At 76.3% G+C, this 25,229-nt stretch carries 26 protein-coding genes and 1 riboswitch; of the genes, 5 read left to right on the top strand and 21 right to left on the bottom strand.

Annotated features, from left to right (window positions below):
• Positions 1 to 50 precede the first annotated feature (50 nt).
• Positions 51 to 629, top strand: a complete 579-nt coding sequence (locus ACI78R_RS18885) for a gamma carbonic anhydrase family protein (protein ID WP_457041874.1) — start codon at positions 51 to 53, stop codon at positions 627 to 629.
• Between the two features lie 65 nt (positions 630 to 694).
• On the opposite strand, the gene ACI78R_RS18890 is transcribed toward ACI78R_RS18885, so the two are convergent.
• The 12 genes from ACI78R_RS18890 to ACI78R_RS18945 all read right to left on the bottom strand — a co-directional run bounded on the left by ACI78R_RS18890 (position 695) and on the right by ACI78R_RS18945 (position 12,076).
• The gene (locus ACI78R_RS18890; protein WP_457041875.1) at positions 695 to 1,093 is read right to left on the bottom strand and encodes an ATP-binding protein; all 399 of its coding nucleotides are present in this window, start codon (positions 1,091 to 1,093) and stop codon (positions 695 to 697) included.
• Between the two features lies 1 nt (position 1,094).
• A complete protein-coding gene (locus tag ACI78R_RS18895) occupies positions 1,095 to 1,433 on the bottom strand; it encodes an STAS domain-containing protein (RefSeq protein WP_457041876.1) in 339 nt (112 codons plus the stop codon).
• On the bottom strand, positions 1,430 to 3,463 hold the full coding sequence (locus ACI78R_RS18900; RefSeq protein WP_457041877.1) for a glycosyltransferase family 2 protein: 2,034 nt from the start codon (positions 3,461 to 3,463) through the stop codon (positions 1,430 to 1,432). Before ACI78R_RS18900 ends, ACI78R_RS18895 begins: the two co-directional genes overlap by 4 nt.
• Entirely contained in the window at positions 3,460 to 4,701 is a 1,242-nt protein-coding gene (locus ACI78R_RS18905) for a PP2C family protein-serine/threonine phosphatase (RefSeq protein ID WP_457041878.1), read from the bottom strand. Before ACI78R_RS18905 ends, ACI78R_RS18900 begins: the two co-directional genes overlap by 4 nt.
• Entirely contained in the window at positions 4,698 to 5,534 is an 837-nt protein-coding gene (locus ACI78R_RS18910) for a glycoside hydrolase family 26 protein (protein ID WP_457041879.1), read from the bottom strand. Before ACI78R_RS18910 ends, ACI78R_RS18905 begins: the two co-directional genes overlap by 4 nt.
• 218 nt (positions 5,535 to 5,752) lie before the next feature.
• The gene (locus ACI78R_RS18915; RefSeq protein WP_457041880.1) at positions 5,753 to 6,820 is read right to left on the bottom strand and encodes a threonine aldolase family protein; all 1,068 of its coding nucleotides are present in this window, start codon (positions 6,818 to 6,820) and stop codon (positions 5,753 to 5,755) included.
• Positions 6,817 to 7,899 (bottom strand): homoserine O-acetyltransferase MetX, encoded by a 1,083-nt coding sequence (metX, locus tag ACI78R_RS18920; RefSeq protein WP_457041881.1) that lies wholly within the window; start codon positions 7,897 to 7,899, stop codon positions 6,817 to 6,819. The genes ACI78R_RS18915 and metX overlap by 4 nt, the downstream gene beginning before the upstream one ends.
• 1 nt (position 7,900) lies before the next feature.
• The gene (locus ACI78R_RS18925) at positions 7,901 to 9,193 is read right to left on the bottom strand and encodes a bifunctional o-acetylhomoserine/o-acetylserine sulfhydrylase (RefSeq protein ID WP_073420938.1); all 1,293 of its coding nucleotides are present in this window, start codon (positions 9,191 to 9,193) and stop codon (positions 7,901 to 7,903) included.
• 43 nt (positions 9,194 to 9,236) lie between these two features.
• A riboswitch (SAM riboswitch) is annotated at positions 9,237 to 9,353 on the bottom strand.
• A 46-nt stretch (positions 9,354 to 9,399) separates the two neighbouring features.
• The gene (locus tag ACI78R_RS18930) at positions 9,400 to 9,891 is read right to left on the bottom strand and encodes a hypothetical protein (protein ID WP_457041882.1); all 492 of its coding nucleotides are present in this window, start codon (positions 9,889 to 9,891) and stop codon (positions 9,400 to 9,402) included.
• On the bottom strand, positions 9,888 to 10,775 hold the full coding sequence (locus tag ACI78R_RS18935) for a mechanosensitive ion channel family protein (RefSeq protein ID WP_073420940.1): 888 nt from the start codon (positions 10,773 to 10,775) through the stop codon (positions 9,888 to 9,890). Before ACI78R_RS18935 ends, ACI78R_RS18930 begins: the two co-directional genes overlap by 4 nt.
• A 25-nt stretch (positions 10,776 to 10,800) precedes the next feature.
• Positions 10,801 to 11,637: a thioesterase family protein gene (locus ACI78R_RS18940; RefSeq protein WP_457041883.1), complete on the bottom strand. Its 837-nt coding sequence runs from the start codon at positions 11,635 to 11,637 to the stop codon at positions 10,801 to 10,803.
• A gap of 70 nt (positions 11,638 to 11,707) precedes the next feature.
• Complete coding sequence (locus ACI78R_RS18945; RefSeq protein ID WP_073420942.1) at positions 11,708 to 12,076, bottom strand: hypothetical protein; 369 nt, start codon at positions 12,074 to 12,076, stop codon at positions 11,708 to 11,710.
• A 120-nt stretch (positions 12,077 to 12,196) separates the two neighbouring features.
• Here ACI78R_RS18945 and ACI78R_RS18950 point away from each other — a divergent pair, with 120 nt between their 5' ends.
• A complete protein-coding gene (locus ACI78R_RS18950; protein WP_073421869.1) occupies positions 12,197 to 12,592 on the top strand; it encodes a VOC family protein in 396 nt (131 codons plus the stop codon).
• 41 nt (positions 12,593 to 12,633) lie between these two features.
• Positions 12,634 to 13,596 carry an EamA family transporter gene (locus ACI78R_RS18955; RefSeq protein WP_073420943.1) on the top strand — a complete coding sequence of 321 codons (963 nt, stop codon included), beginning with the start codon at positions 12,634 to 12,636 and terminating at the stop codon, positions 13,594 to 13,596.
• 11 nt (positions 13,597 to 13,607) lie between these two features.
• On the opposite strand, the gene ACI78R_RS18960 is transcribed toward ACI78R_RS18955, so the two are convergent.
• Entirely contained in the window at positions 13,608 to 14,609 is a 1,002-nt protein-coding gene (locus tag ACI78R_RS18960; protein WP_457041884.1) for an ABC transporter substrate-binding protein, read from the bottom strand.
• Positions 14,610 to 14,721: 112 nt separating this feature from the next.
• Between ACI78R_RS18960 and ACI78R_RS18965 the strand changes: the two genes are divergently transcribed.
• Entirely contained in the window at positions 14,722 to 15,654 is a 933-nt protein-coding gene (locus ACI78R_RS18965; RefSeq protein WP_457041885.1) for a siderophore-interacting protein, read from the top strand.
• A 69-nt stretch (positions 15,655 to 15,723) separates the two neighbouring features.
• On the opposite strand, the gene ACI78R_RS18970 is transcribed toward ACI78R_RS18965, so the two are convergent.
• From ACI78R_RS18970 to ACI78R_RS19005, 8 genes are all read right to left on the bottom strand, one after another.
• Positions 15,724 to 16,590: an ABC transporter ATP-binding protein gene (locus tag ACI78R_RS18970; protein ID WP_457041886.1), complete on the bottom strand. Its 867-nt coding sequence runs from the start codon at positions 16,588 to 16,590 to the stop codon at positions 15,724 to 15,726.
• Positions 16,587 to 17,696 carry a FecCD family ABC transporter permease gene (locus ACI78R_RS18975; RefSeq protein ID WP_457041887.1) on the bottom strand — a complete coding sequence of 370 codons (1,110 nt, stop codon included), beginning with the start codon at positions 17,694 to 17,696 and terminating at the stop codon, positions 16,587 to 16,589. The genes ACI78R_RS18970 and ACI78R_RS18975 overlap by 4 nt, the downstream gene beginning before the upstream one ends.
• Before the next feature lie 10 nt (positions 17,697 to 17,706).
• Positions 17,707 to 18,783: a FecCD family ABC transporter permease gene (locus tag ACI78R_RS18980; RefSeq protein WP_457041888.1), complete on the bottom strand. Its 1,077-nt coding sequence runs from the start codon at positions 18,781 to 18,783 to the stop codon at positions 17,707 to 17,709.
• A 96-nt stretch (positions 18,784 to 18,879) separates the two neighbouring features.
• Complete coding sequence (locus ACI78R_RS18985) at positions 18,880 to 19,596, bottom strand: mycothiol-dependent nitroreductase Rv2466c family protein (RefSeq protein ID WP_457041889.1); 717 nt, start codon at positions 19,594 to 19,596, stop codon at positions 18,880 to 18,882.
• Positions 19,597 to 19,711: 115 nt separating this feature from the next.
• Entirely contained in the window at positions 19,712 to 20,206 is a 495-nt protein-coding gene (locus ACI78R_RS18990) for a glutathione peroxidase (protein ID WP_457041890.1), read from the bottom strand.
• A 75-nt stretch (positions 20,207 to 20,281) separates the two neighbouring features.
• Positions 20,282 to 20,683 (bottom strand): DUF2237 family protein, encoded by a 402-nt coding sequence (locus tag ACI78R_RS18995; RefSeq protein ID WP_457041891.1) that lies wholly within the window; start codon positions 20,681 to 20,683, stop codon positions 20,282 to 20,284.
• Positions 20,684 to 20,771: 88 nt separating this feature from the next.
• Positions 20,772 to 22,034, bottom strand: coding sequence for a hypothetical protein (locus ACI78R_RS19000; RefSeq protein WP_457041892.1), 1,263 nt, complete (start codon positions 22,032 to 22,034; stop codon positions 20,772 to 20,774).
• A gap of 92 nt (positions 22,035 to 22,126) precedes the next feature.
• Positions 22,127 to 23,059 carry a hypothetical protein gene (locus tag ACI78R_RS19005; protein WP_457041893.1) on the bottom strand — a complete coding sequence of 311 codons (933 nt, stop codon included), beginning with the start codon at positions 23,057 to 23,059 and terminating at the stop codon, positions 22,127 to 22,129.
• Between the two features lie 172 nt (positions 23,060 to 23,231).
• Here ACI78R_RS19005 and ACI78R_RS19010 point away from each other — a divergent pair, with 172 nt between their 5' ends.
• Entirely contained in the window at positions 23,232 to 25,211 is a 1,980-nt protein-coding gene (locus ACI78R_RS19010) for an acetoacetate--CoA ligase (protein WP_457041894.1), read from the top strand.
• Positions 25,212 to 25,229 lie beyond the last annotated feature (18 nt).

Below are 25,229 nucleotides of genomic sequence, written 5' to 3' on the forward strand. Positions count from 1 at the left end.
GGAGTCTGCCCCGGGCGGCCGCGCGGGGTCCGGTGTGCTGGGGTGGGGCCGTGGCGGACAACTACATCGCGGAGCTCGACAACGGCGCACCGGCCATCGACGACGAGGCGTTCGTGGCGCCGACGGCGGTGGTGGTCGGTGCGGTGACCATGGGGCCGCGGTCGAGCATCTGGTACGGCGCGGTGGCCCGGGCCGACGCCGAGGTGATCGAGATCGGCGAGGACTCGAACGTGCAGGACGGCAGCACGCTGCACTCCGACCCCGGGTTCCCGCTGGTCATCGGCCGCGGCGTCACCGTGGGGCACCGCGTGGTCCTGCACGGCGCGCGGGTCGACGACGACGTGCTCGTGGGCATGGGCAGCGTGGTGATGAACGGGGCGCACATCGGGTCGGGCTCGATCGTCGCCGCGGGCGCCGTCGTCACCCAGGGCACGCAGGTGCCGCCGGGCTCGCTGGTGGCCGGCGTCCCGGCGAAGGTGATCCGGCAGGCCACCGAGGACGACCTCACGCACATCCGGCTCAACGCGCTCGCCTACACCGAGCGGCTGCCCTCCGCGCGACGGGTGCGGCCGGTCGTGCGCCGGCCGCTGCCCTCGGCCGGCCACGTCCCCGGCGACGCCGCCGACTGAGGCGCCCGGGGCACCGACCCGTGGCTGTCGTCCCCGGATGGCCACGCGTCCGCAGGTCCCGTCGCTCAGCGGGCGAGGACGACGACCCACCGGTTGCGGTCGCCCGCGCGTTCGTAGGACAGCGCGTCCACCGCGGCGCGCGCGAGCTCGAGGCCGCGGCCCCGCTCGGCATCGTCGGGCGGCCATCCCCCCGGCTGCGGGGCCACGGGTCCGCCGTCGTCCTCGAACACGGCCTCCACGCGGTCGGGGAGACCGCGGAGCCGGAGCTCCAGCTCACGTGCGCCGGACGCGGCGGCGTGTTCGACGATGTTCGCGGCGATCTCCGCCACGGCCGTCTCGAAGCGCACGCGCGTCGCGTCGCCGATGCCGTCCTCGCCGGCCCAGAGGGCTGCCAGGAGGTCGTGGACGGGGCCGATCGACTCCGGGCGCGCGGGCGCCCGGAGCACGTGCGTCGGTCCGGGCACCTCAGTCGCCGGCGAAGGCCGTGGCGACGTCCGGCCGCGGACGCAGCACCCGTCCCAGGTTGGTCAGCTCCAGGACGGCCTGCACCTGGGGTCCGGCGCCGGCCAGCCGGAGGTCGCCACCGGCCTGGCGGGTGGTCTTCAACCCGGCGATCAGGGCGCCGAGGCCCGAGGAGTCCATCGACTCGGTGGCGGAGAGATCCACGACCACACGCGGCGTCCCCGTGGAGACCAACTGGGAGACCAGCGCCCGCAACCTCGGTGCGGCCACCATGTTGAGCCTGCCGACGGGCCGGATGACACCCACCCCGGCGTCGGTCGTCTCGGTCTGGAACTCGGTCATGCGGCGGCTCCCACGGGCTCCTCGGGTCCGCGGTACCGGACGGCGCGGACGACGACACTCAGGACGGCGAGGTCGAAGGCGACCCACACCAGGTTGGTCACGGTGCCCAGCACCGACGCGTCGGCCACGACCATGCGCACCGTCCCGACGACGGCCGCGACGACGAGCAGGGCCATCACGGCCAGCTGCGGACGGACCAGGTGCCACGGCCGCCGCTCGACCGACCGGCGCTCCTTGGGCGTCACCGCGAAGGCCAGGCTGCGGCCGAACACCACGTTGCCGACGGCCGAGGTCACCGACCGGATCCACACCGGGAAGAGCGCCAGGGAGTACTGCTGTCCGCGCCACGTGCGCCGACCCCGGCCGATGACGGCGAAGAGCAGCTGGTTGACGAGCAGGAAGGGGACCAGCCGGAGGAAGAACTCGGCGGTCAGGCCAGTCACCGGCAGCACGCCGAAGACCAGGTAGACCACGGGGGCGGCGAAGTAGACGACGGCGGCGAAGCCGGACAGGTAGCTCCACATCGTCGCCCAGTACATGAGCCGCTGGGCGAGGGTGAGCCCGCGCTGCACCAGCGGGTTCTCCCGCAGCATCACCTGCACGGTGCCCTGGGCCCAGCGCAGCCGCTGCGTGAGCATCGTGCCCAAGTCCTCAGGAGCCAGGCCGAGCGCGAGGGTCTCGTCGTGGTACGCGGTGCGCCAGCCCATGGCGTGCAGCCGCATGCACGTGGCCATGTCCTCGGTGACGGAGATCGTGGCCATGGGCATGACCGGTTGCGCCTCGTCGTCGACATCGACGTCGACGGCGCGCACGAGCGTCCGCACGGTCTCGATCGCGCCCAGCGGCGACCAGTCCCGGGCGGCGAGCCGGGTCAACGCGGCCCGATCGACCTCCGCCAGCCCGCCGTCCTCCTCCTCGAGCTCGGTCGACAGCTCGGCGATGGCGGCGAGGTCGGCCTCCAGGGACTCGACGTCGGCGGCGACCACCGCGGAGGCGGCGGCGTCGACCTGCTGCTGGAAGCGGTAGGTGACGTCGGCGAGGGCGGCGCCGTCGCGTAGCTCCGCCCGCGCCCGGGCGACGGCCGCCACCACCTGCTCGAGGGCGACCCGGGCACCGGTCTGCGTCGGGTCGAGGGAACGGCGGGCCCGGGCGACCACCCGGTCGGCGGTGCGCAGCGCGCGGTTGACGGCGAGCTGGACGTCGCTCACGTAGCGGGTGATGCCGAGCTGCATGAGCGCCTCCCGGCGCAGCACCGCGTTGGAGCCGCAGAAGAAGGCGGCGTTCCAGCCGTCCTTGCCCTGTTGGATCGGCCCGTAGAACAGCGGCGCCTGGCTGCCCAGCGGATCGTCGTCGGGCACGTTGACGAACACCTGCGGGGTCTGGACGAGGGCCATCCGCGGGTCCCGGAACCAGCCCAGCGTGCGGTCGAGGATCTCCGGCTCCGGCACCTGGTCGGCGTCGAGGATCAGGATGTACTCGCCGTCGGTGGTCATCAACGCGTTGTTGAGGTTCCCCGCCTTGGCGTGCCGGGAGTGCCCTGACCAGTCGTCCGAGCGGGTGATCCAGCCGATGCCCGCGGCCTCCGCCCGCGCCCGCAGCTCCGGCCGGGCGCCGTCGTCGAGGATCCACGTCCGGTGCGGGTACCGGATGCGCTGCGCGGCCTCCGCGGTGGCCATCACCAGGTCCAGCGGCTCGTTGTACGTGGTGACGAAGACGTCGACCGTGGCCCCCTCGGGAGGAGGCGGCGGCTCCCCGCGCCGGCGCAACCGCCACATGGTCAGCCCGAACAGCAGCGAGTCGACCAGGCTGTACGTCTCGGCGAGCACCAGCGGCACCGCGATCCACCACGCCGACCAGTTGATCGACTCCAGCCACCGCCAGGCCACGTAGTTGATCCCCAGCGACGCGGTCACGAGGACCAGCACCCGCAGCGCCAGCAGCCGGCCGGTCAGGGGGACCCGAGGTGCCCGCGCCGTCACCGGCGCACCCGACAGCGGGTCGCGCCCGCGGGCTGCCCGGTGCGTGGTCACGGCGTCGCCAGCCGGCGGAGGGCGACGGCGGTGACGTCGTCCAGCGGTGTCGCGGCGGCGGTGAGCCCCCGGACCTGGTCCAGGAGGTCGTCCGGGTCGGGGTGCGCGCGCACCAGCCGTGCCACGGCGTCCAGGGCCTCCCGGGTGCCGCCGAGGACGTCGAAGAGGCCGTCGCTGAAGACGAGGAGCGTGTCGCCGGGCTCCAGCACCAGCTCGTGCGCCGTCCACGGGAGGTCCGCCTCGACGCCGAGGGGCAGGTCTGCCCCGGCCAGCTGCTGCGTGCCGCCGTCGGCCCGCCGGACCACCGCCAGACCGTGGCCGGCATCGGCGTAGCGCAGCCGTCCGGTCGCCGCCTCGAGCCGGCCGGTGAAGAGGGTGACGAACGAGCCCGTGCGCTCGAGGTCCGGCTGCAGCGTCGCGGCGGCGGCGGCCAGCACCGTGCTCTCCGTGCGCCTGGCCGACGACCGGGGGTCGTCTCCTCGCGAGGCGGCGCGCAGCACCGCCCGGACGGTCGCCATGAGGATCGCCGCACCCGCGCCCTTGCCCATGACGTCGGCCAGGGTGACCACCAGGTCGCCGTCGACGACGTCCAGGTCGAGCAGGTCCCCCCCGACGGCCGAGGCGGGCCGGCAGGTGCCGGCGACTGCGTACCCGGGGACCGCCGGCGGTTCCCCGGGGAGCAGGGCCGCCTGCACCTCGCGGGCGCGGTCCATCTCGGCGGAGTTGGTGAGCTCGTCCTCGGTCCAGCGCGCGAGGTCCTCCAGCACCGAGACGTCGTGGGCGTCGAGCGTGCGCGGGCGTGTGTCGAACAGGCAGAGCGTCCCGACCACCATCCCGCCCGGCCCGGTGAGCGGGTGCCCGGCGTAGAAGCGGAGGTGCGGGGGCCCGCACACGGCGGGGGCACCGGCGAAGACGGGGTCCTGCTGTGCGTCGGACACCACGTGCGTGCGGCGCAGCGCCATCGTGCGGTCGCAGAAGGACGCCTGGCGGTCGGCCCGGTCGATCGGCATGCCCTGGGCGGACTTGAACCACAGGTGGTCCTCCGCGATGAGGGTCACGGTCGCGATCGGCACGTCGAAGACGCGCTGGGCCAGGCGGGTGATCCGGTCGAAGCGCTCCTCCCGCTCGGTACCGAGCAGCTGCAGCGCGTCCAGGGCGGCCAGCCGCCGGGTCTCCCCGGGGTCGGCGGCACGCACGGCCGGCGACGCGGCGCGGGTGGTGTCGGGGAGCGCGCTCACCGCCGACCTCCGGCGAGGCTCCGCCCGGCCAGTGCCCGCCGGACTGCCCGGGCGCTGGCGGGGCTGCTGGCCAGCCGCCAGTCGGTCTCCTTGTCGTGGTCGAACCACACCAGGGCCTCGACGTCGGCCTGGTCGTCGAGCCAGGCGACCAGGTCGGTGATCCAGGCGGCCTTGTCGCCCCCGGCCTCGGCGCAGCCGACCTCGGCGATGGTCACCGGGATCCCCGGCGCGAGTCCGCGCAGCTCCTCCAGGCTCGGCCCGAACAGCTCGGCCGGCTCCCGCCATCCGCCCTGGCCCGGGACGGCGCCCCAGTTGTAGCCGTCGAGCGCCACCCGCCCCACGGCGCCGGGCCAGGTGTCGGATATCGGCGTCGACCCGGGGTAGGCGACGTTGGGGTTCCACAACAGTTCGACGTTGTCCGCGCCGGCCCCGGCGAACACCTCCGCCAGGTGCCGCCACGCGCCGACGTGGTCCTCCGCCGTCGTCCCGGCGACGCCGACCGCCCACGGGTACCAGTCGCCGTTCTGCTCGTGCGCGAAGCGCAGCAGGACCGGCCGCCCCCAGTCCCGCAGCGCGCCGGCCCACCACCCGAGTTGGCCGTCCCACACGCCCGCGGCGAGGTCGGCCAGTGTCGAGCGACCGCGGTCCGCCGGGTCCCACGGCTCCCAGGTGAGCACCGGGGTGGCGCCGCGCGCGGCGACGGCGTCGAGGTCGGCCAGCGGGGGAGGGGCGGCCAGTGCGGCGTAGGAGAGCACCAGCGACGGCCGCTCGCCGGCCACGGCCTCGACGGCGTCGAGCTCGCCGGCCGCCTGCGGTCCGCCGGGTGTCGTCACCCCGAACCCCAGTGGCGCGGTCCGTCGCGGGCGCGCGGGCCCGTCCGTGCACCCGACCGCGGCGAGAGCCGCCAGTCCAACACCCGCGGTCAGCACCGACCGACGGGTACACCCCCGCTCCCCGTTCACGGTCTCTGCATTCCCCACGGATCCGTAACGAATCCGGTCACGTTCCGTTACGCCTCCGGCGCTCCCCGGCGACGCCGCGGACTAGCGCGTCAGACGGCGCCGGCGAGGCGGGCCAGCGCGCCGCGGACCTCCTCGACCGGCAGCGCCATCGTGGCGTCGCCGACCGACAGCTCCACCCGCTGCACGGCCGGGTCGGCGGTCGGGGCGGCGTCGTTCCAGGTCCACAGCCCGTCCTCGGCCAGCCCGCGGACGGCGGCGCGGAAGCGCTCGGGCGTCGTCGTGAGCAGCAGGTGCAGCATCGGCGTCTGCGGCGGGTCGGGGACCACGCGCACGCCGGGTAGGTCCCGGACCGCGTCGGCGATCTCGCGGGCCCGCTGCAGGTAGGCGGGGAACAGCGGCAGCCGCTCGCGCAGGCAGGTCAGCGCCGACGCCGCGCCCGGCCACAGGCCCCACAGCGTGCCGCCGAGCCGGTGGCGCCACTCGCGGACCTCCGCGACGACGTCGGCCGGCCCGGCCAGGCAGCACCCGGCGAGCGCGCCGATGCCCTTGTAGAAGCTGACGTAGACGGTGTCGAACGGCGCCGCCAGGTCGGAGGCGGGCATCTCGTACCCGGCGGAGGCCTCCCACAGCCGGGCGCCGTCGAGGTGGGCCACGGAGTGCACGTCGTGCGCCCACGCGGCCTGCTCGACGACGTCGTCCCAGGGCGGCAGCTGCCCGCCGAGGTCGCGCTGGGGCAGCTCCACCACCAGTGCGGCCGGCGGCTCGGCGACGGCGTCGAGGTCGGCGCGCAGGAGCAGCCGGTTGCGGTCGCCGACCGGGCGCGGCACGAGGCCGTGGAGACGCTCCAGTGCCCCGCCCTCGTGCCGGAACAGGTGGCACTCGGGGTGGGCGACGACGGTGCGCCGCATCGTGCGGCCGGCGTGCACCCGCAGCGCCGCCTGCTGGGCCATGGTGCCGCTGGGCAGGTAGACCGCGGCGGGCTTGTCCAGCAGCGCGGCGACCTCGGTCTCCAGCTCCGCGACGACGCCGCCCGCGCCGTAGCGGTCGACCGCGGTGTCGGCCGGGACGGTGGCCAGCAGGGCGCCGGCGCGGACCGCCCCGTGGGCGTTGAGGGCCCGGTCGCAGGCCAGGCGCAGCGCGTCGAGGTCGTCGCTCACGTGCCCAGCAGACCACGGACGAGCGCGCCCACGGCATCGGCCTCGATGAGGAAGCCGTCGTGCCCGTACGGCGAGGACACCACGTGCAGCGGCACCCCGAGCGCGTCAGCCACCCGCTGCTGCAGCTCCAGCGGGTACAGCCGGTCGGAGTCGACGCCGGCGACGACGGCCCGCGCGGTCACCCGCGCCAGTGCCGCCTCCACCCCGCCGCGACCCCGGCCGACGTCCCAGGTGTTCATCGCCTCGGTGAGCACCACGTAGCTGTCCGGGGCGAAGCGGGCGACGAGCTTGTCGGCGTGGTGCTCCAGGTAGGAGGCGACGGCGAAGCGGCCGTCGTCCTGCACGGTCGTGCCGAAGCGCTCCTCGAGCTCGAGCGCGCTCCGGTAGGTGAGGTGCGCGATCCGCCGCGCGATGCCGAGCCCGGTTCCCGGGTCGGCGCGCACGGCGGCCTGCTGGGTGGTCTGGGTGCCGAGCTGGTCGGCGGTGACCGCCGCGCCGGAGGCGAGGAAGAACAGGCCGGCCACCCGCTCGGGCAGCGCCACCGCCCACTCGAGCACCCGCATGCCGCCCATCGACCCGCCGACGACGGCCGCCCACCGCCGGACGCCGAGCGCGTCGGCGAGCGCGGCCTCGACCCGCACCTGGTCGCCGACGGTCACCTCGGGGAACCGCCCACCCCACGGGCGCCCGTCCGGCGCGGCGGACGACGGCCCGGTGGTGCCCTGGCAGCCGCCGAGCACGTTGGCGCACACGACGAAGAACCGGTCGGTGTCCAGCGGCGCGCCCGGACCGACGAGCGACGCCCACCAGCCCGGCGTCGGGTGGCCGGGGCCGGCGGGGCCGGTGACGTGGCTGTCGCCGGTCAGCGCGTGCTCGACCAGCACCGCGTTGGCGCCGTCGGGCGCGAGCGCGCCCCACGTCTCGTAGGCCACCCGGACGCCGGGCAGCACCCCGCCGCGCTCGAGCCGGACCGGTCCGTCCAGGTCCAGGAAGAGCCGGTCCCCGGCGGGGTCGCCCTCGCGCCACCCGCCGGTGCGCGGCGGGGTGCGGGACGCCACCGCGTCCCGCACCCCGGACACGTCAGGCGCCCTTGGCGGCGCGGAACCCGGCCTCGAGGTCGGCGAGGATGTCCTCGATGCCCTCCAGGCCGGCGGCGAGGCGCACCAGGCCGGGCGTCACGCCGGTGGTGAGCTGCTCCTCGGGCGTGAGCTGCGAGTGCGTCGTGGACGCCGGGTGGATGACCAGGCTGCGCACGTCGCCGATGTTGGCCACGTGGCTGTGCAGCTCCAGCCCCTCGACGAACCGCCGGCCGGCCTCGACGCCGCCGCGGATCTCGAACGCCAGCACCGCGCCGGCGCCCTTCGGGGCGTAGCGCTGCTGGGCGGCGTGCCACGGCGAGGACGGCAGGCCGGCGTAGTGCACCGACTCCACCTCGTCGTGGGCCTCGAGGAACTCCGCCACCCGCTGGGCGTTGGCGACGTGCCGCTCCATGCGCAGCGACAGCGTCTCGATGCCCTGCACCACGAGCCAGGCGTTGAACGGGCTGATCGCGGGGCCCAGGTCGCGCAGCAGCTGCACGCGGGCCTTGAGCGCGTAGGCGGGCGCGCCGAGGTCGGCGTAGACGACGCCGTGGTAGGTCGGGTCCGGCGTCGTGAAGCCGGGGAACCGCCCCTGCGTCCAGTCGAAGCGGCCGCCGTCGACGATGACGCCGGCGATCGCGGTGCCGTGGCCGCCGAGGTACTTGGTGGCCGAGTGGACGACGACATCGGCGCCGTGCTCGAGCGGGCGCACCAGGTACGGGGTGGCGATGGTGTTGTCGACGATCAGCGGGACGCCGTTGCGGTGGGCCACCTCGGCGACCGTGGCGATGTCGAGGACGTCGCCCTTCGGGTTGCCGATGGACTCGCCGTAGAACGCCTTGGTGTTCTCGCGGACCAGCCGCTGCCAGTTCTCCGGGTCGTCGGGGTCCTCGACGAAGGACACCTCGACGCCGAGCTTGGGCAGCGAGTGGTGCAGCAGGTTGTAGGTGCCGCCGTAGAGCGAGGCGGAGGCGACCACGTGGCTGCCGGCCTCGGCGACGTTGAGCAGCGACAGGGTCTCCGCGGCCTGGCCGCTGGCCACCGCGAGCGCCGCGACGCCGCCCTCGAGGGAGGCCACGCGCTGCTCGAGCGCGTCCTGCGTCGGGTTCATGATCCGCGTGTAGATGTTGCCGAGCTCGGCCAGCGCGAACAGGTCCGCGGCGTGCTGGGTGTCGCGGAACTGGTAGCTGGTGGTGGCGTAGATCGGCAGCGCGCGGGCGCCGGTGGTGGGGTCGGGGCTCGTGCCGGCGTGGATCTGCCGGGTCTCGAAGCTCCAGCTCTGCGGGTCGGTCATCGCGCCGTCTCCTCTCGTACCGGAGGACCTGCGGCGCACAGGTGCTCCGTCCTTGCCGTGCTGCGGGCGCAGCGCGGCCGGCTCTTCCCCTGGGAGCACCTCAGACGGAGGAGAGGTTGCCGGACAGCCAGCCAGGTACTTCGCGCTGTCACTCAGGAGCCTGGGGCGACCCTAGCGGGCGGCGGCGCGACGTCCAGCCCGGGGGCTCAGGGGGTGGGCGCGCTGCCGGTGGTGGGGACGGCCGTCGTCGGGGCCGGCGCCTGCGGAGGGTCCGGCGCGGTCTGCTCCGGCGCCGTCGTGTCCGGGGCGGTCGTCGTCGGCGCGGTCGTCGTCGGCGCGGTGGTGTCCGGGGCGGTGGTCGTCGGCGGCGCGGTCGTCGTCGGCGCGGTCTCCTCCGGCGTCGTCGTCCCCGGCGCCTCCTCCGTCGTCGGCGGGGCGGTCGTCGGTGCCGGGGCCGGCGCCGGGGTGGTGACCGTCGTGGTGCCGCCGGCCGGGTCGGTGCCGGCGTCGGCGGGCTTGACGTAGAGGTAGAGCAGGCCGAGGCCGAGGAACAGGGCGACCAGGACCAGCGTCGACGTGCGGGCCCGGCCGATGCGGCCGGGCGAGCGGCGCAGGAGGCCGGACAGGCCGAACCGGCCGCGGCCCGCGGGGTCGCCGACGGTCCCGTCGGCCGGGCGGGGCGCCCCGGGGACGCTCACTGCTGGGCCCCCTGCCGCGCCGGGGCCGGGGCGGCGGCCGGCGGCTCGGGGGTGATGGTCAGGCCCTCCCGGGCGAAGGCGAGCACGATGCGCTCGCGCAGGTCGCGGCCCACCTCGAACTGGCGGCCGGGCAGCGTGCGCGCCACGACCCGCACGTTGACCTGGTCGAGGTCGATGCTCTCCACGCCCATGACGCTCGGCTCGTCGAGCAGCAGGCGGCGCAGCTCGGGGTCGGCGAAGGCCGCCCGGCCGACGTCGCGGAGGACGTCGTTGACGCGGGTGACGTCGGCCGTGGTCGGCACCGGCACGTCGACGACGGCGCGGGCCCAGTCGCGGGACAGGTTGACCACCTTGACGATCTGCCCGTTCGGGATGGTGACCACCTCGCCGTCGGCCGAGCGCAGCCGGGTGATCCGCAGCGTGACGTCCTCGACGGTGCCGTTGGCCGGGTCGCCGCCGCCGACCACCTGGATCGAGACGACGTCGCCGAAGCCGTACTGGCGCTCGGTGATGAGGAAGAAGCCGGCCAGCACGTCGCCGACGACCCGCTGGGCGCCGAAGCCGAGCCCGACGCCGAGCACGGTGGCCGGCGCGACCAGGCCGGTGACCGGGACGCCGAGCCGGTCGAGCACGTAGAACGCCGCCACCGTGTAGACGAGCACGATGAGCGTCCAGGTGAGGACCTGGGTGAGCGAGTGCCGGTGCTTGGCCGCCTCGGAGCGGACCAGCACGTCGCCGCCGGTGGAGCGGGCGTCGATGCGGCTGGTGATCCGGTCGCCGACCCAGCTGATGAAGCGGGCCACCAGGACCGAGCCGAGGATGATCAGCACGATCTCCAGGCCGCGGCCGGCGAGCCAGTCGAGCAGGTCGGTGAACGGTCCCATGGGGTGTCGGGTCCCCTCCGGTCGGTCAGCTGCGCGGTCGGGCCCCATCCAACCCGGTCCGCCTGGGAGACGGCTCCTCCCGGGGCTCGACGAACAGCGAGGCCACCGACCGGCCGATGCGCCCTCGGCGGTCGTGGAGGTCGGCGGCGCACTGCCCGGCCCCGCCGGGCCCGAGCGTGGTGACGGCGTCCATGCCCAGCCAGTCGCCGGCCGGCTGGCGGAACAGCGCGACGACGAGGTCGACGTTGGCGAAGGTGGCCTGCGACCAGTCGATCTCGGTCGAGATGCCGCTGGCGGCGTCGGTCATCACGAGGAGGTGCTCCAGCGGCGTCATCGGTTCGCCCTCGACCAGCTCGCACAGCGGGCGGGTCCAGGCCGCGGCCGGCCCGGTGGTGGTGAGCGAGCCGGCGGCCGCGCGCCACTCCAGCGCCCGGTGGTAGGCGACGTCCTCGGAGAAGACGTCGAAGGCCGCGGGCCGGGCCTCCTCCGGGCCGACGGCGAACGGCTGCGGCGGCGTGGCCGTCGCCGCGGAGTCGCGGGTGCGCATCCGCCAGGCGGTCAGCCGCATGGCGGTGCGCCCGCCGGCCTCCAGCGCCGCCTCGACCAGCTCGATCCGCCGGCCCGGGCGCAGCACCCGCGCGGTCACCCGCACCGGGCCGACCGGCACCGGCCCGAGGACGTCGTAGGCCAGCCGCACGGCCTGCCCGTCCGGGATGCCGCCGGTGCGCTCCACCGCGCGGGCGAGCAGGGCGGCCGGCGGGCCCGCGTGCTGCAGGCCGGGGTCCCACGGGCCGATGGTCAGCGCGGTGGCGACGTACCCGTCGTCGCCGTCGGGCAGGTAGCAGGCGCGGGGGAGGTCCACGCCCGGCAGTCTCGCGCCGAACCGGTCGCCGTCGTGTCGGGGGTCGGCGCCGGCGGTCGCGTGCCGCGGGTCAGGCGCCGCGGTTCAGCCACAGGGCCGCGGCGGACCACGCCGCGCCGGCCCCGGCGGCCGTCCACCACAGCCAGCGCAGCGACTCCCCGGGGTTCGACAGCGCGAGCAGCGCCGCGACGACGCACACCGCGCCGGCCAGCGGCGTCGTCCGCAGCAGGGTGCCGAGGGTGTCCGGCCCGGGGATCGCCAGGAACACGACGACGGCGGCGACCAGCAGGAGCCCGCACAGCGCGCCGAGGTACGCCGCGGTGACGCCCGCCTCGGCGGGCAGCACGAGCGCGCCGAGCCCGCCCGCGACGCCGCCGAGGGCGAGCCCGGCGAGCAGCCGCCGACGGCGCCGGGACCACGGGGGACGGGGCTCGGTCACGCCCCGAGGGTGCCCGCCCTGCCTGTGGACCACCCCTGCCGATGAGTTCCGCCGTACGGCAGCGTCTGTCCTGCCGACGGGCCCACGCCGGGCCCACCGACCCCGGGAGCCCCCGTGCGCATGATCTTCGTGAACCTGCCCGTGTCCGACGTCGCGGCGAGCCGCGCCTTCTACACCTCGCTCGGCTTCTCGGTGAACGAGCAGTTCAGCGACGACTCCTCGGTCTCCGTCGTCGTCAGCGACGCCATCTTCCTGCAGCTCCTGAGCACCGAGCGCTTCGCGTCCTTCCTGCCCGAGGGGCGGCAGGCCGGTGACCCCCGGCAGACGTCGGCGATGCACGCGCTGTCCTGCGACAGCCGCGAGGAGGTCGACGCGCTCGTGCAGAAGGCGCTCGCCGCGGGCGGCGGCACGTGGCGGCCGGCCGAGGACCACGGCTACATGGTCGGCGGCAGCTTCACCGACCCCGACGGCCACGTCTGGGAGGTCATGTGGATGGACCCGTCCGGCACGCCGTGACGTAGGCGGCGTCGGGGCCGACGGCGGCTACTGTCGCCGTCGTGCACCGCCGTCCCGCCGTCGGGTACCTGCTCACCGTCGCCGCGGCGGGGCTGTTCGCCGTCAACGGCACCGTCTCCACGCTGGCGCTGCGCTCCGGCGTGCCGCCCACCTGGCTGACGGCGATGCGCTGCGGCGGCGCCGCGGTCGGGCTGCTGCTCGCGCTGGCGCTGGTGTCGCCGCGGCGGCTGCGGCTCACCCGGCGCGAGGTGCCGTTCCTCGTGGTGTTCGGCGTGGTCGGCGTCGCGCTGACCCAGTTCCTCTACTACGTCGCCATCGGCCGGCTGCCGGTCGGGATCGCGCTGGTCTTCGAGATGACCGCGCCGGTCCTCATCGCCCTGTGGGTCCGGCTGGTGCGCAGGGAGCCGGTGCGGCCGCGCATCTGGCTGGCGCTGTCGCTCTCCCTCGGCGGGCTCGTGCTCGTCGCGCAGGTGTGGCAGGGCGGCGGCTCGCTCGACGCCCTCGGCGTGGGCGCGGCACTGGCGGCCGCCGTCTGCCTGGCCACCTACTACCTGATGGGCGAGCGCGGGGCCGCCGACCGCGACCCGGTGGCGCTGACCTGCTGGAGCTTCGTGGCCGCGGCGCTGTTCTGGGCCGTCGTCGCGCCGTGGACGCCGTTCGACCCCGCCCTGCTCGGCGAGGCGGTGCCGGTGTCGCTGGGCTCGGCGCGGCTGCCGCTGTGGGTGCTGGTCGCCTGGATCGTCGTCCTCGGGGCGATCACGCCCTTCTGGCTGTCGATCGCGGCGCTGCGGCACCTGCCGCCCACGACCGCGGGGCTGGTGGCCACCGTCGAGCCGGTGTTCGCCTCCGTCGTCGCCTGGCTGTGGGTGGAGCAGGTGCTCACCGGCTGGCAGGTGCTCGGCGGGATCGTCGTCCTCACCGGCATCGCGCTGGCCCAGACCGCGCGGGTCACCGCGCGGCGGGCGGCGCCGGCGCCCGTTCCCGAGACGCCGGCGCCGCTGTAGCTCAGCTCAGCTCAGCTGACCTTCTCGCTGTCGGCGAGCCAGCCGGCGAGGCGCTCCATGTAGCGGGCCTGGGCGGCGTAGTCCATGCCGACGTACTCCCACGGGTACACCTGCTCGGCCTGCGCGGCCGGCAGCAGCGCGTAGGTGGGCTGGCCGGCCATCTCCTCCGGCGTCATGGCGCCGCGCAGCGAGTAGAGGATGACGTCGCTCGCGTACTCGGGCACCTGCTCCCAGCTCGCCGTCTGCCAGAAGTAGCCGTCGCCGCCCGGGTCGACGAACTGCACGCCGAGGTCGGAGTAGAGCCGCAGGGAGGGGTCGTCGGGCGCCTTGGCCATGTAGAAGCCCTCGTCCGGGTAGGCCGCGACCGGCAGCACGGTGACCCCGGAGGAGGCGGCCTCGGTCAGCGCGGCGGAGGCGTCCTCGAAGTCCTGCCGGGCGGCGCGGACCTCCTCGCCGTCCATGTCGGCGCCGAGGGACTCGGCGAGCTCCGCGGTGCGCTCGATGACCTCGGCGGCCGAGCCGCGCCAGGCGATCGCGACGACCGGCGCGATCTGCTCGAGCTGCTCCTGCTGCTCCAGGGACTCCAGGCCGTAGAGCGGCTGGGTCTCGTCGAGCGTCCCCTCGGAGTCGACCGGGTAGACGGTGGTGACGATGAGGTCGGGGTCGGTGGCGGCGAGCGCCTCGAGGTCGATCGCGCCGTAGCTCTCGCCGACGATCTCGACGCCGGAGAGGTCGCGGCCCTCGAACTGGACGTCGTCGGCGGCGGAGGTCTGGCCGAAGGTGGCCACCGGCGCGATGCCGTAGTTCCACAGCGACGACGCGACGTCGTTGAGGCCGGCGACCCGCTCGGGCCGGGCGTCGAGCTCCACGGTGTTCCCGAGGTCGTCGGTGAACGACCAGCCCTCGTCGGTCGCGGCGGCCGCCTCCGTGTCCTCGGCACTCGAGCAGGCGCCGGCGGCGAGCAGCGCCACCAGCGCGAGGGAGGCGCCGAGCAGGCGCGGGGGTCGGGACACGGGGTCTCCTCGCAGGTCGGGCAGGGGGATTCCCCTGCGGGCGGCGCACAGGTTAGCCTTGCCTTACACGCGGTCCGCAAGGGCCGTCCGACGGCGAGACGGAGACCTGCAGGTGACCACCACGACCGAGGCCCCGACCGCCGCGCTGCCCCAGTGGCTGTTCTTCGACACCGTCGTCGCCCGCGTGGCGCCGCTCGGCCCGAGCATGCGGCGGATCACGCTCACCGGGCCCCGGCTCGCGGAGTTCGGCCTCGCCGGCGGCGACCAGCGGGTCAAGCTCGTGCTCGCCCCCGACCCCACCGCGCTGGCCGAGCTGCACGCCGCCGGCGCCGAGTGGTACCCGGCGTACTGCGCGCTGTCGGAGGAGCGCCGGCCCGTGCTGCGCACCTACACCGTGCGCGCCGCCCGGCCCGAGGTGGCCGAGGTCGACGTCGACGTCGTCCTGCACCGCGTCACCGACGGGCACGCGGGCCCGGCCGCGACCTGGGCCGCGCAGGCGGCGCCCGGCGACCGCATGGTCCTCATGGGCCCCGACCGGCCCGGCCGCGGCCGCGCGTGGGGCGTCGAGTGGGCGCCGCCCGCATCCGCCACGCACCTGCTGCTGGCCGGCGACGAGACCGCGGTGCCGGCCGTGAGCGCCATCCTCGAGGCGCTGCCCGCCGGCCGCCGCGCGATCGCCGTGCTGGAGGTGCCCGAGGCCGGCGACCTGCAGGACCTGCGGCTGCCCGAGGGCGTGCAGGTGCGCTGGCTGGCCCGCGCCGACCGCCCGCGCGGCGAGCTGCTGGTCCCCGCGGTGCACGCCGCGCTGGTCGACCTCGGCGTCTGCGCCGCGCCCGCGCCCGCCCCCGAGGACGTCGACCTCGACACCGAGCTGCTGTGGGAGGTCCCTGAGGACCCGGCGGCCGGTGCGGGCTGCTACGCCTGGCTGGCCGGCGAGGCCGGGATGGTCAAGCAGCTGCGCCGCCGCCTGGTCGGCGACCTCGGCGTCGACCGGCGCTCGGTGGCCTTCATGGGCTACTGGCGCGAGGGCCGCGCCGAGAACTGACGAGGTATTGGAAGCTCCGCGCACGTCCTGGCGCCCAGGACGTGCGCGGAGCTTCTACTACCCGTCCCCTCACCTGGGGAGGCGGCGGACCGGGACAACCATCGGGGTGCCGGCGACCGGGTCGGGCACCACGCGGGCCTCGAGGTCGAAGACGTCGGCGAGCAGCTCCTCGGTGAGCACCTCGTGCGGCGTGCCCGACGCCACCAGGACGCCGTCGCGCATGGCCACCAGCCGCTGCGCGTAGCGCGCCGCCAGGTTGAGGTCGTGCAGCACGACGACGACGGTGCGGCCGCGCTCGGCGTGCAGCCGGGCCACCAGCTCGAGCACGTCGATCTGGTGCGACAGGTCGAGGTAGGTGGTCGGCTCGTCGAGCAGGATCAGGTCGGTCTCCTGCGCCAGCGCCATCGAGATCCACGCCCGCTGCCGCTGCCCGCCGGACAGCTCGTCGACCGGGCGGTCGCCGAGGTCGGCCATGTCGGTCCAGGCCAGCGCCTCGGTCACCACGGCCTCGTCGTCGCTGGACCACTGCCGCAGCCAGCTCTGGTGCGGGTGCCGCCCCCGGGCGACGAGGTCCGCGACGGTCAGGCCCGACGGCGCCACCGGCGTCTGCGGCAGCAGGCCGAGCACGCGGGCCACCTCGCGGGTCGGCGTCCGGGCGATCGACCGGCCGTCGAGGACCACCTGCCCGGCGGCCGGGCGCAGCAACCGGCCCAGCGCGCGCAGCAGCGTGGACTTGCCGCAGCCGTTGGGCCCGACGATCGCGGTGAACGAGCCGTCGGTGAGCGCGAGGTCGAGGCCGTCGACGACGACCCGGTCGTCGTAGGCCAGCCGCAGGCCCTCGGCGGCCAGGCGGACGCGCGGGGCGGGGCCGGCGGGGGGCGAGGCGGCCGAGGACGAGGTGGACGCGGCGTGCCCGGCGGAGAGGTGAGTCGTCATGCGGGAGTCCGCCTCCCGCGGACGAGCAGCCAGAGCAGGTAGGGGGCGCCCACGACCGCGGTGATGATGCCCACCGGGAGGGCCTGCGGCAGGACGGTCCGGGTGAGCAGGTCGGCCAGCACGACCAGCGCCGCGCCGAGCAGGCCGGAGGCGAGCAGCGGCGGCCGGGACCCGCCGGTCAGCCGGACGGCGATCTGCGGGACCACCAGGGCCACGAACGTGATCGGCCCGGCGGCGGCCACGGCCGCCGCGACCAGCACGACGGCGACGAGCACGACGGCGGCCTGCGCCGCGGCCAGCCGCACGCCCAGCCCGCGGGCGGTGTCGTCGCCGAACTGCATCACGCCGAGCACCCGGCCCGCCGCCAGCGCCAGGGGGACCAGCACCGCCAGCGCGAGGGCGAGGGGGACCGCCTGGTCCCAGGTGCGGGCGTTGAGCGAGCCGACGATCCACACGTAGGCCGCCGCGGCGTCGTAGATGGCGGCCCGGGTGAGCAGCCAGTCGACGACGGCGAGGCTCATCGAGGAGACCGCCACGCCGACCAGCACCAGCCGGTAGCCGTCGACGCCGGACCGGAACGCCAGGAGGAACAGCAGCAGGCCCGCGCCGAGCGCCCCGGCCAGCGCCGCGAGCGGGACGCCGAGGCCGCCGAGCACCGCGCCCACCGAGGAGGAGCCGCTGACGACGATCGCCGTCACCGCGCCCACGGAGGCGCCGGAGGTGATGCCGAGGATGTCGGGGGAGGCCAGCGGGTTGCGCGCGAAGGTCTGGAACAGCGCGCCGGCGACCCCGAGCGCCAGGCCCACGAGCACCCCGACGACGACGCGGGGCGCCCGTAGCTCCAGCACGACGAAGCGCTGCCCCGCCTCGCCGGCGCCCACCAGCGTCCGCAGCACGTCGCCGAGGCCGATCGGGTAGTCGCCGCGGCCCAGCGCGACGGCCGAGAGCAGCACGACGACCACCAGCGCGGCGAGCGGCACGACGACCGAGCGCCAGCGGAAGCGCGCGGAGACCGGCCCACGCCGCAGCACCACCGCGCGGCCGCGCGGGCGCCCGCCGGGCTCCGGCGGCGTCGTCCCGCGGATCGTCTCGACGGTGGCGGTCACCGGGGCCCCCTCACAGCGTCGCCGACCGCTTGCGCCGCACCAGCGCGATGAAGAACGGGCCGCCGAGCAGGGCGAGCACGATGCCCACCTGCACCTCGCCGGGGCGGGCGATGACCCGCCCGACGACGTCGGCGGTGAGCAGCAGCAGCGCGCCGGCCATCGCCGCGCACGGGACGAGCCAGCGGTGGGCCGGCCCGGTGAACGACCGGACGGCGTGCGGCACGACCAGGCCGACGAAGGCGATCGGCCCGCAGGCCGCCGTCGCCGCGCCGGCCAGCAGCGTGATGGCCACCAGGCCGACCGCGCGGGCGAGCCAGACCCGCTGGCCCAGCCCGCGGGCGACGTCCTCGCCCATGCCGAGCAGGTCGAGGGCCGGCGCGTTGACCAGCGCGAGCACCAGTCCGGCGACGATGAAGGGGAGCACCTGCCAGGCGATGTCGGCGCCGCGGCCGGCCAGCGCGCCGACCACCCAGAAGCGGAAGGCGTCGAGGGAGTTGGAGTCGCTGACGAGGATCGCCCGGACCAGGGCGTAGAGCAGGGCCGACAGCGTCGAGCCGGCGAGGGCGAGCGTGACCGGGGTGGCCCCGCCGCGGCCGGCCGCCCCGAGCAGGTAGACGGCGACCGTGCCGGCCAGCGCCCCGGCGAAGGCGAACCAGACGTAGCCGGCCGGGGTGGCCACGCCGAGCAGCGCGATGGCCAGGACGACGGCGAAGGACGCGCCGGCGGTGACGCCGAGCAGGCCCGGGTCGCCCAGCGGGTTGCGCGTGTGGCCCTGCATCAGCGCCCCGGCCACCCCGAGCGAGGCGCCGACCATGAGGCCGAGCGCGGTGCGCGGGACCCGCAGGTCCCAGACGATCACCGCCTCCTCCGTGCGCAGCGACCGGTCGGTGAGGACCTCCCAGACGGTGTCCAGCGCCAGCGGCCGGGTGCCGATCGCGATGCTCGCGGCGCACGCGGCGAGGACCAGGACCAGCAGCGCCAGCGTGCCGAGGACCCGGCGCCGGGTGCGTCGCGCGGCGGCCGTCCGGGGGGTCACCGCGGGCGCCGCGGTCCCCGCGGGGGTGCGCGTGGCGCTGGGGACGGACACCGGGCAGCTCCGGACGACGAGGGCAGGTGAGGCTCACCTTAGTCGCCGCAGGTCGGCCGGGACACCTCGCTCACCGGTGGTCCTACCGGTCGAGGCTCACCGGTGGAGGCGGCGGCTGCCGGCCTGCCACTCCTCCTGGACGCCGACCTCGCCGGGCGCCACGCCGGCCGAGACCAGCTGCGGGCGCTCGCGCAGGCTGCGCTTGAGCTCGGCGAACCCGGCGAAGCGCGCGAGGCCGACCACGTGGTCCCACAGCTCGACGGCGCGGTCCTCGGGGGGCACCCGGCTGATCACCGGCCCGAAGAAGGCGACGCCCTCCGGCGGCTCGAAGTGCAGGATCGGCGTCCCGACGTCGCGGCCGGTCAGCGCGAGCGCCTCGTCGGTCTCGGCCTGCACGACGGCGTCCCAGCAATCGTCGTCGAGGGCGTCGGCGAGACCGGCCGGCAGCCCGGCCCGCTCGAGCACCGGCTCGAGGTAGCCGCGGGTGCCGCGCTCACCGGCGGTGCCGGGGCGGTCGGGCTCGGTGTCGTGGATCCGCCGGCCGAGGTGCTCGTACAGCGTGGCGACCGCCGCCCGGCCGTGCTCCTCCCGCGTGCGGGCGGCCACGCGCAACAGCCGCAGCCCGGCGGTGTGGCCGGCCTCGTACTTGGGCGGGAACTGCGCGTCGTAGTCGACGTGCGCGTTGAGCAGCCGCAGCGAGATGAACCGCCAGTCCACCTCGTACGTGCGCTGGGCGGCGACCGTCCGCACCCACCGGCTGGTCAGCCAGGCGAACGGGCAGACGGGGTCGAAGTAGAAGTGCAGGTCGGCCACGGCTCCATGCTCACCCCGCGTGCCCGCACCGGCATCCCCTCGGCCCTGGGGTGCTCCTCGCGCTCCCGGGGTCCTGGAGCGCCCCGAGAGGACGGGGAACGCCCCGGGAGCGGCGTCAGCGGGGGAGGAGCGCCTCGATCGCCGTCCGGACCTCGGGGGCGCCGGGCTCGGTCGCCGGCCGGAACCGGGCCACCACCGCGCCGTCGCCGTCGACCAGGAACTTCTCAAAGTTCCACTGCACCGGACCGGACTCGCCGGCGCCGTCGGACGTCTCCGTCAGCCGCTGGTACACCGGGTGCGCGCCCTCGCCGTTGACGTCGACCTTCTCCGTCATCGGGAAGGTGACGTCGTAGGTGGCCGAGCAGAAGGTGGCGATCTCCTCGGCGGTGCCGGGCTCCTGGCCGGCGAACTGGTTGCACGGCACCCCCACCACGGTGAACCCGCGCGGCCCGTACTCCCGCTGCAGCGCCTCGAGCTGCGTGTACTGCGGCGTGAGCCCGCAGCGGCTGGCCACGTTGACCACCAGCGCCGGACGCCGGCCGGTCAGGGCGCCGAGCGTGGTGTCCTCGCCGCGCAGGGTCGCCACGGGCAGGTCGAGCAGGTCGGTCACGGGAGCTCCTCGTGTCGGGCCGGGATGCCGGCTGACAGCGCGCCCGCCCGCCGGGTTGTTCCGGTCACCCCGGGTTCACTCCAGGCTGCTGACGTCGTCGGGCACGTCGACGGCGTGCTGCCGCAGCGCCGTCAGCGGCACGACCTCCAGCGCCCGCTCGTTCGTGGCCGCCAGGACGACGCCGGCCGCGACACCCCGCTGGTACGCCTGCAGCCACCGGGCGGCGACGACGCACCAGCGGTCGCCGGGCCGCAGGCCGGGGAACCCGTACTCCGGCCGCGGGGTGCCGAGGTCGTTGCCGAGCTCCCGCTGCATCGCCAGGAACTCCGCCGAGACCACCACGCACACCGTGTGGCTGCCGAGGTCCTCGGGCCCGCTGCGGCAGGCCCCGTCGCGGAAGAAGCCGGTCAGCGGCTCGGTGCCGCAGGGCTCGAGCTCGCCGCCCAGCACGTTGCGCTCGGTCTCCGGCTCGCCCATGCCGGGATCGTGGCAGAGCGGCAGCGCCCGCGCGCGGGCCCGGCCGACGTTCCGGCCGGGCCCGCGGTGGTGCGGTCGGGCGGTGCGGTCAGGCGGTGCCGGTGCGGCGGCGGGCCATGAGCGTCAGCCCGGCGCCCGCCAGCAGGACCAGCAGGCCGGCGCCGAGGACCCCGGTGACGTCACTGCCGGTGTAGGCCAGCCGCCCGCCGTCGGACGAGCCGGAGCCCGCTCCGCTCCCGGCGAGGACGCCGCCGCCGCTGCCGGCCGCCGTCCACGAGCCCGCGCCGGTCACCGGGGTGACCAGGCCGGGGTGCTGCGTGGCCGGGTGCTGCACAGCGGGGTGCGCGGTGCCCGGCTGCTGCGGTCCGGGCTGCTGCGGCGTGCCGGGGCCCTGCGGGCCGGTCGGGTCGGTCGGGCCGGCCGGCGGGGTGCAGTCGCCGGTGCCGTCGCCGAGCAGGCCGAGGCCCACGCCGCACACGGTCACCGGGACGTCGACGTCGATGCCGCCGTCCCCCGTGCCCGGGGTGCCGGTGCCGGGCGTGCCCGTACCGGGGGTGCCGCCGCCGGGCAGGGCGCACTCGCCACCCGCGTCGCCGAACAGGCCGATGCCGGTGCCGCACACCAGGACCGGGACGTCGACGTCCAGGCCACCGTCGGTGCCGCCCGTGCCCGGGCCGGTCGTCCCGGCGGCGGTGCAGCCGCCGGCGGCGTCGCCGAGCACGCCGACGCCGTTGCCGCACACGGTCACCGGGACGTCGACGTCGAGCAGGTCGTCGAGCGGGCCGGCCGCCCCGGGGGCGGGAGTGCCGGTGCCGGCGGCCGGGGTGCAGTTGCCGACCGCGTCGCCGAGCACGCCGACGCCGTTGCCGCAGACGGTCACCGGCACGGTCACCGCGCCCTCCGGTGCGGCGGGGGCGGTGCCGGAGGCCTCCGCGTCGCCGAGCACGCCGATGCCGTTGCCGGCGACGGTGACCGGCACCGCGATGTCGGCCGGAGTGTCCGCCGGGCTGTCGGCCGGCTGCGAGGTGCCCGGCGCCGGTGCGGCCGGCGGCTGGGAGACCCCGGCGTCGCCGACCGCGGCGTCGTTGCCGCCGACGGTGACCGGCACCGAGACGGCGACCGGGCCGAGGTCGAGGGTGAGGTCCGCGGAGACGGCGGGCAGCTCGAGGCCGCCTCCCGCGGGGGCGTCGCCGAGGACGCCGACGGCGTTGTCGGTGACGGTGACCGGGACGACGACGTCGAGGTCCCCGTTCCCGGGCTGGTCGGATGCGGCGGCGACACCGGTGCCGACGGCGAGCAGGCCGCCGGTCAGCAGTGTCACGCGCAGGGCGCGGGTGGCCCATCGGGACATGGCAGTTCTCCTGACTGGGTGCTGGGACCCCGGTCCCGGGCGGGACGGCGGGGGTCGTGCGCTCGGCCGGCGGACAGCCGGCGGCGCGGCACTCAGTCGGGAGAGGTGGCGGGGTCGACCGGGTCGGCGGCCGCGGCGGCGCGGGCGCCGTCCGAGACCGCCCCGGCCGCGGCGAGCAGCGCGGCGGGGACGGCCCCGGTCAGGTCGGCGGAGAGCGGGTCGCGGTCGGCACCGGCGCCCGAGGCGGCGGTCCCGGCCGGCGCCGGGAGAGCCGGGACGCCGGGGACGGCGGGGGCCGGCGGCGCGGCGGGCAGCGGCTGCGCCGGCACGAACGCGGCGGCGGGGGACGCGGCGGCGGTGGTCGCGCCGGCCGCGCCCGACGGGCCCGGGTGCGGGTGCACGGCACCCGGGCCCGCCGGGAGGGGAGCGGCGACGGCGACGGCGGCGTCGGCGACGGCACCGGGGACGGGAGAGGGCAGCCCGGCGGCCGGGACCGGCGCCGGGGGAGCAGGGACGACGAGGTCGGGGGCCACGACGTCCGGGACCAGGACGTCGGTCACCGGGACCAGGACGTCGGTCACCGGGACGAGGACGTCGGTCACCGGGGCCAGGACGTCGGTCACGGGCGCCAGCGCACCGGTGACGGGCCGCAGCGCCCCGGTCACCGGCGCCAGGGCCTCCGTCACGGGCGCCAGGGCCTCCGTCACCGGGGCGAGCGCCCGCGGCACGGGCGCGACGACCTCGCGGAGCGGCTCGGTCACCGGGGCGGCCGTGTCGGCGACCGCCTGCACGACCGGCGTCACGGGGGCCAGCGCCGGCGTCAGCGGCTCGGCCACCTCCCCGAGCGCGGCGCCCACCGGAGCGGTGACCGCGCCGAGCAGGGAGCCGGGTGGGGGCTCCTCGGCGGAGGCGCCGGTCGAGCCGGCCAGCCACACCCCGGTGCCGAGCCCGGCGACCAGGAGGGCGCGGCCGCCCCAGCGGCGCAGGCGGGCGCGACGGCCCGTCCGGGCGGACAGCTCGGCCATCGCACCTCCCCCAGCGCACGGCAGTGACGTTGTGCACATGGATTGCAGCGGAACGTGATCACTACACGGCAGTCCCCCGATCGGCTGGGATCCGCTGACGGAACGTGACCGTCCGGTCCGGCGCGGACGGCCCGGTCACCCGATGGGGAGGTAGCGGTGGCAGGCTCCCGACGTGACCGTCGACACTCCCGGCGCCCCCGTCCTCTGGCAGCCCCACCAGGAGACGAAGGAGGCCACCCGGCTCGCCGCGTTCGCCCGCGAGGTCGCCCAGCGGCGGGGCCTGGACCTCGACCCGACCGACTACGACGCGATCTGGCGCTGGTCGGTCGAGCACCTCGACCAGTTCTGGGCCGACGTCGCCGTCTGGTCGGGCGTGCTCGACCGCGTGCCCGACGACCGGGTGCTCACCCGGCGCGAGATGCCCGGTGCCGAGTGGTTCCCGGGGACGACGGTCAACTACGCCGAGCAGGCGCTGCGGCACGGCACCGAGGAGCACCCGGCGCTGGTCGCGGTGGCGGAGGACGCCGAGCCGGTCGAGGTCTCCTGGGCGGAGCTGCGCGGGCAGGTCGGCGCGTTCGCCGCCACCCTGCGCCGGCTCGGCGTGCGGCGTGGCGACCGGGTGGCCGGCTACCTGCCCAACGTGCCCGAGGCGGTGGTGGCCTTCCTCGGCGCCGCGTCGATCGGCGCGGTGTGGTCCTCCTGCGCGCCCGACTTCGGCACCCGCGCCGTCCTCGACCGGTTCGCCCAGATCGAGCCGACGGTGCTCGTGGCCGTCGACGGCTACCGGTTCAACGGGCGGCCGCACGACCGGCGGGACGTGGTCGCCGAGCTGCGCGCCGCGCTGCCGACCGTGCGCGCGACGGTCGCCGTCCCCCGGCTGTTCCCGGACGAGGTCCCCGACGGCGCACTGGCCTGGGCCGACGCCGTCGCCGGCCCCCGGGAGCCGGAGTTCGAGGCGCTGCCCTTCGACCACCCGCTGTGGATCGTCTACTCGTCGGGCACCACCGGCCTGCCCAAGGGGATCGTGCACGGCCACGGCGGCGTCGTCCTCGAGCAGCACAAGCAGCTCGGCCTGCACGGCGACGTCGGCCCCGGCGACCGCTTCTACTGGTACGCCTCCACCGCCTGGATCATGTGGAACATCGCCACCTCGGCGCTGCTGCGCGGCGCCACCGTGGTCGTCCACGACGGCGCGCCCGCGTACCCCTCGGTCGACGCGCAGTTCGCCCTCGCCGCACGGACCGGCATCACCTACCTGGGCACCAGCGCCGGCTACCTGATCGCCTGCGAGAAGGCGGGGATCCGGCCGGGGGAGACCCACGACCTGTCGGCGCTGCGCGTCATCGGGTCCACCGGTTCGCCGCTGCCGGCCTCGGCCTACTCCTGGGTGTACGACGCCGTCCGCGACGACGTCTTCCTCAGCTCGGCGTCCGGCGGCACCGACGTCGCCACCGGCTTCATCGGCAGCACGCTGCTGCTCCCGGTCACCGCCGGCGAGCTGCAGCGGCCGATGCTCGGCGTCGCCGCCGCGGCATGGGGCGAGGACGGCCGCCCGGTCGTCGGCGAGCTCGGCGAGCTCGTGATCACCGAGCCGATGCCGTCGATGCCGCTGTACTTCTGGAACGACCCCGAGGGCACCCGCTACCGCGAGGCCTACTTCGAGCCGTGGCCGGGCGTCTGGCGGCACGGCGACTGGATGGAGGTCACCGACCGCGGCACCTGCGTGATCACCGGCCGGTCGGACTCCACGCTCAACCGTGGCGGCGTGCGCATGGGCACCGCCGACATCTACGCCGCCGTCGAGAGCTTCCCTGAGGTCGCCGACTGCGTCGTCCTCGGCGTCGAGCAGCGCGACGGCGGCTACTGGATGCCGCTGTTCGTCCAGCTCGCCCCCGGCGCCGAGCTGGACGACGACCTGCGCGAGCGCATCCGCGCCGCCATCCGCAGCTCGGCGAGCCCGCGGCACGTGCCCGACGAGATCCTCGTGGCGCCCGGCGTGCCGCACACCCGCACGGGCAAGCGGCTGGAGGTGCCGCTCAAGCGGCTGTTCCAGGGCGTCCCGCCGGAGAAGGCGGTCAACCCGGGGGCCGTGGACGACGCGTCGCTGGTCGAGCACTACGTGGCGCTGGCCCGGGAGCGCGGCGCGCGCTGAGCGCTCCCGGGCCGCGCC

It is taken from the genome of Geodermatophilus sp. SYSU D01106, assembly GCF_054049995.1.

What these genes read in the sequence shown, in the direction of transcription:
- ACI78R_RS18925 (WP_073420938.1), bottom strand. Translation starts at nt 9,193, where the DNA reads ATGACCGACCCGCAGAGCTGGAGCTTCGAGACCCGGCAGATCCACGCC.
- ACI78R_RS19000 (WP_457041892.1), bottom strand. Translation starts at nt 22,034, where the DNA reads ATGTCCCGATGGGCCACCCGCGCCCTGCGCGTGACACTGCTGACCGGC.
- ACI78R_RS18895 (WP_457041876.1), bottom strand. Translation starts at nt 1,433, where the DNA reads ATGACCGAGTTCCAGACCGAGACGACCGACGCCGGGGTGGGTGTCATC.
- ACI78R_RS18950 (WP_073421869.1), top strand. Translation starts at nt 12,197, where the DNA reads ATGATCTTCGTGAACCTGCCCGTGTCCGACGTCGCGGCGAGCCGCGCC.
- ACI78R_RS18935 (WP_073420940.1), bottom strand. Translation starts at nt 10,775, where the DNA reads ATGGGACCGTTCACCGACCTGCTCGACTGGCTCGCCGGCCGCGGCCTG.
- ACI78R_RS19005 (WP_457041893.1), bottom strand. Translation starts at nt 23,059, where the DNA reads ATGGCCGAGCTGTCCGCCCGGACGGGCCGTCGCGCCCGCCTGCGCCGC.
- ACI78R_RS18970 (WP_457041886.1), bottom strand. Translation starts at nt 16,590, where the DNA reads ATGACGACTCACCTCTCCGCCGGGCACGCCGCGTCCACCTCGTCCTCG.
- ACI78R_RS18995 (WP_457041891.1), bottom strand. Translation starts at nt 20,683, where the DNA reads ATGGGCGAGCCGGAGACCGAGCGCAACGTGCTGGGCGGCGAGCTCGAG.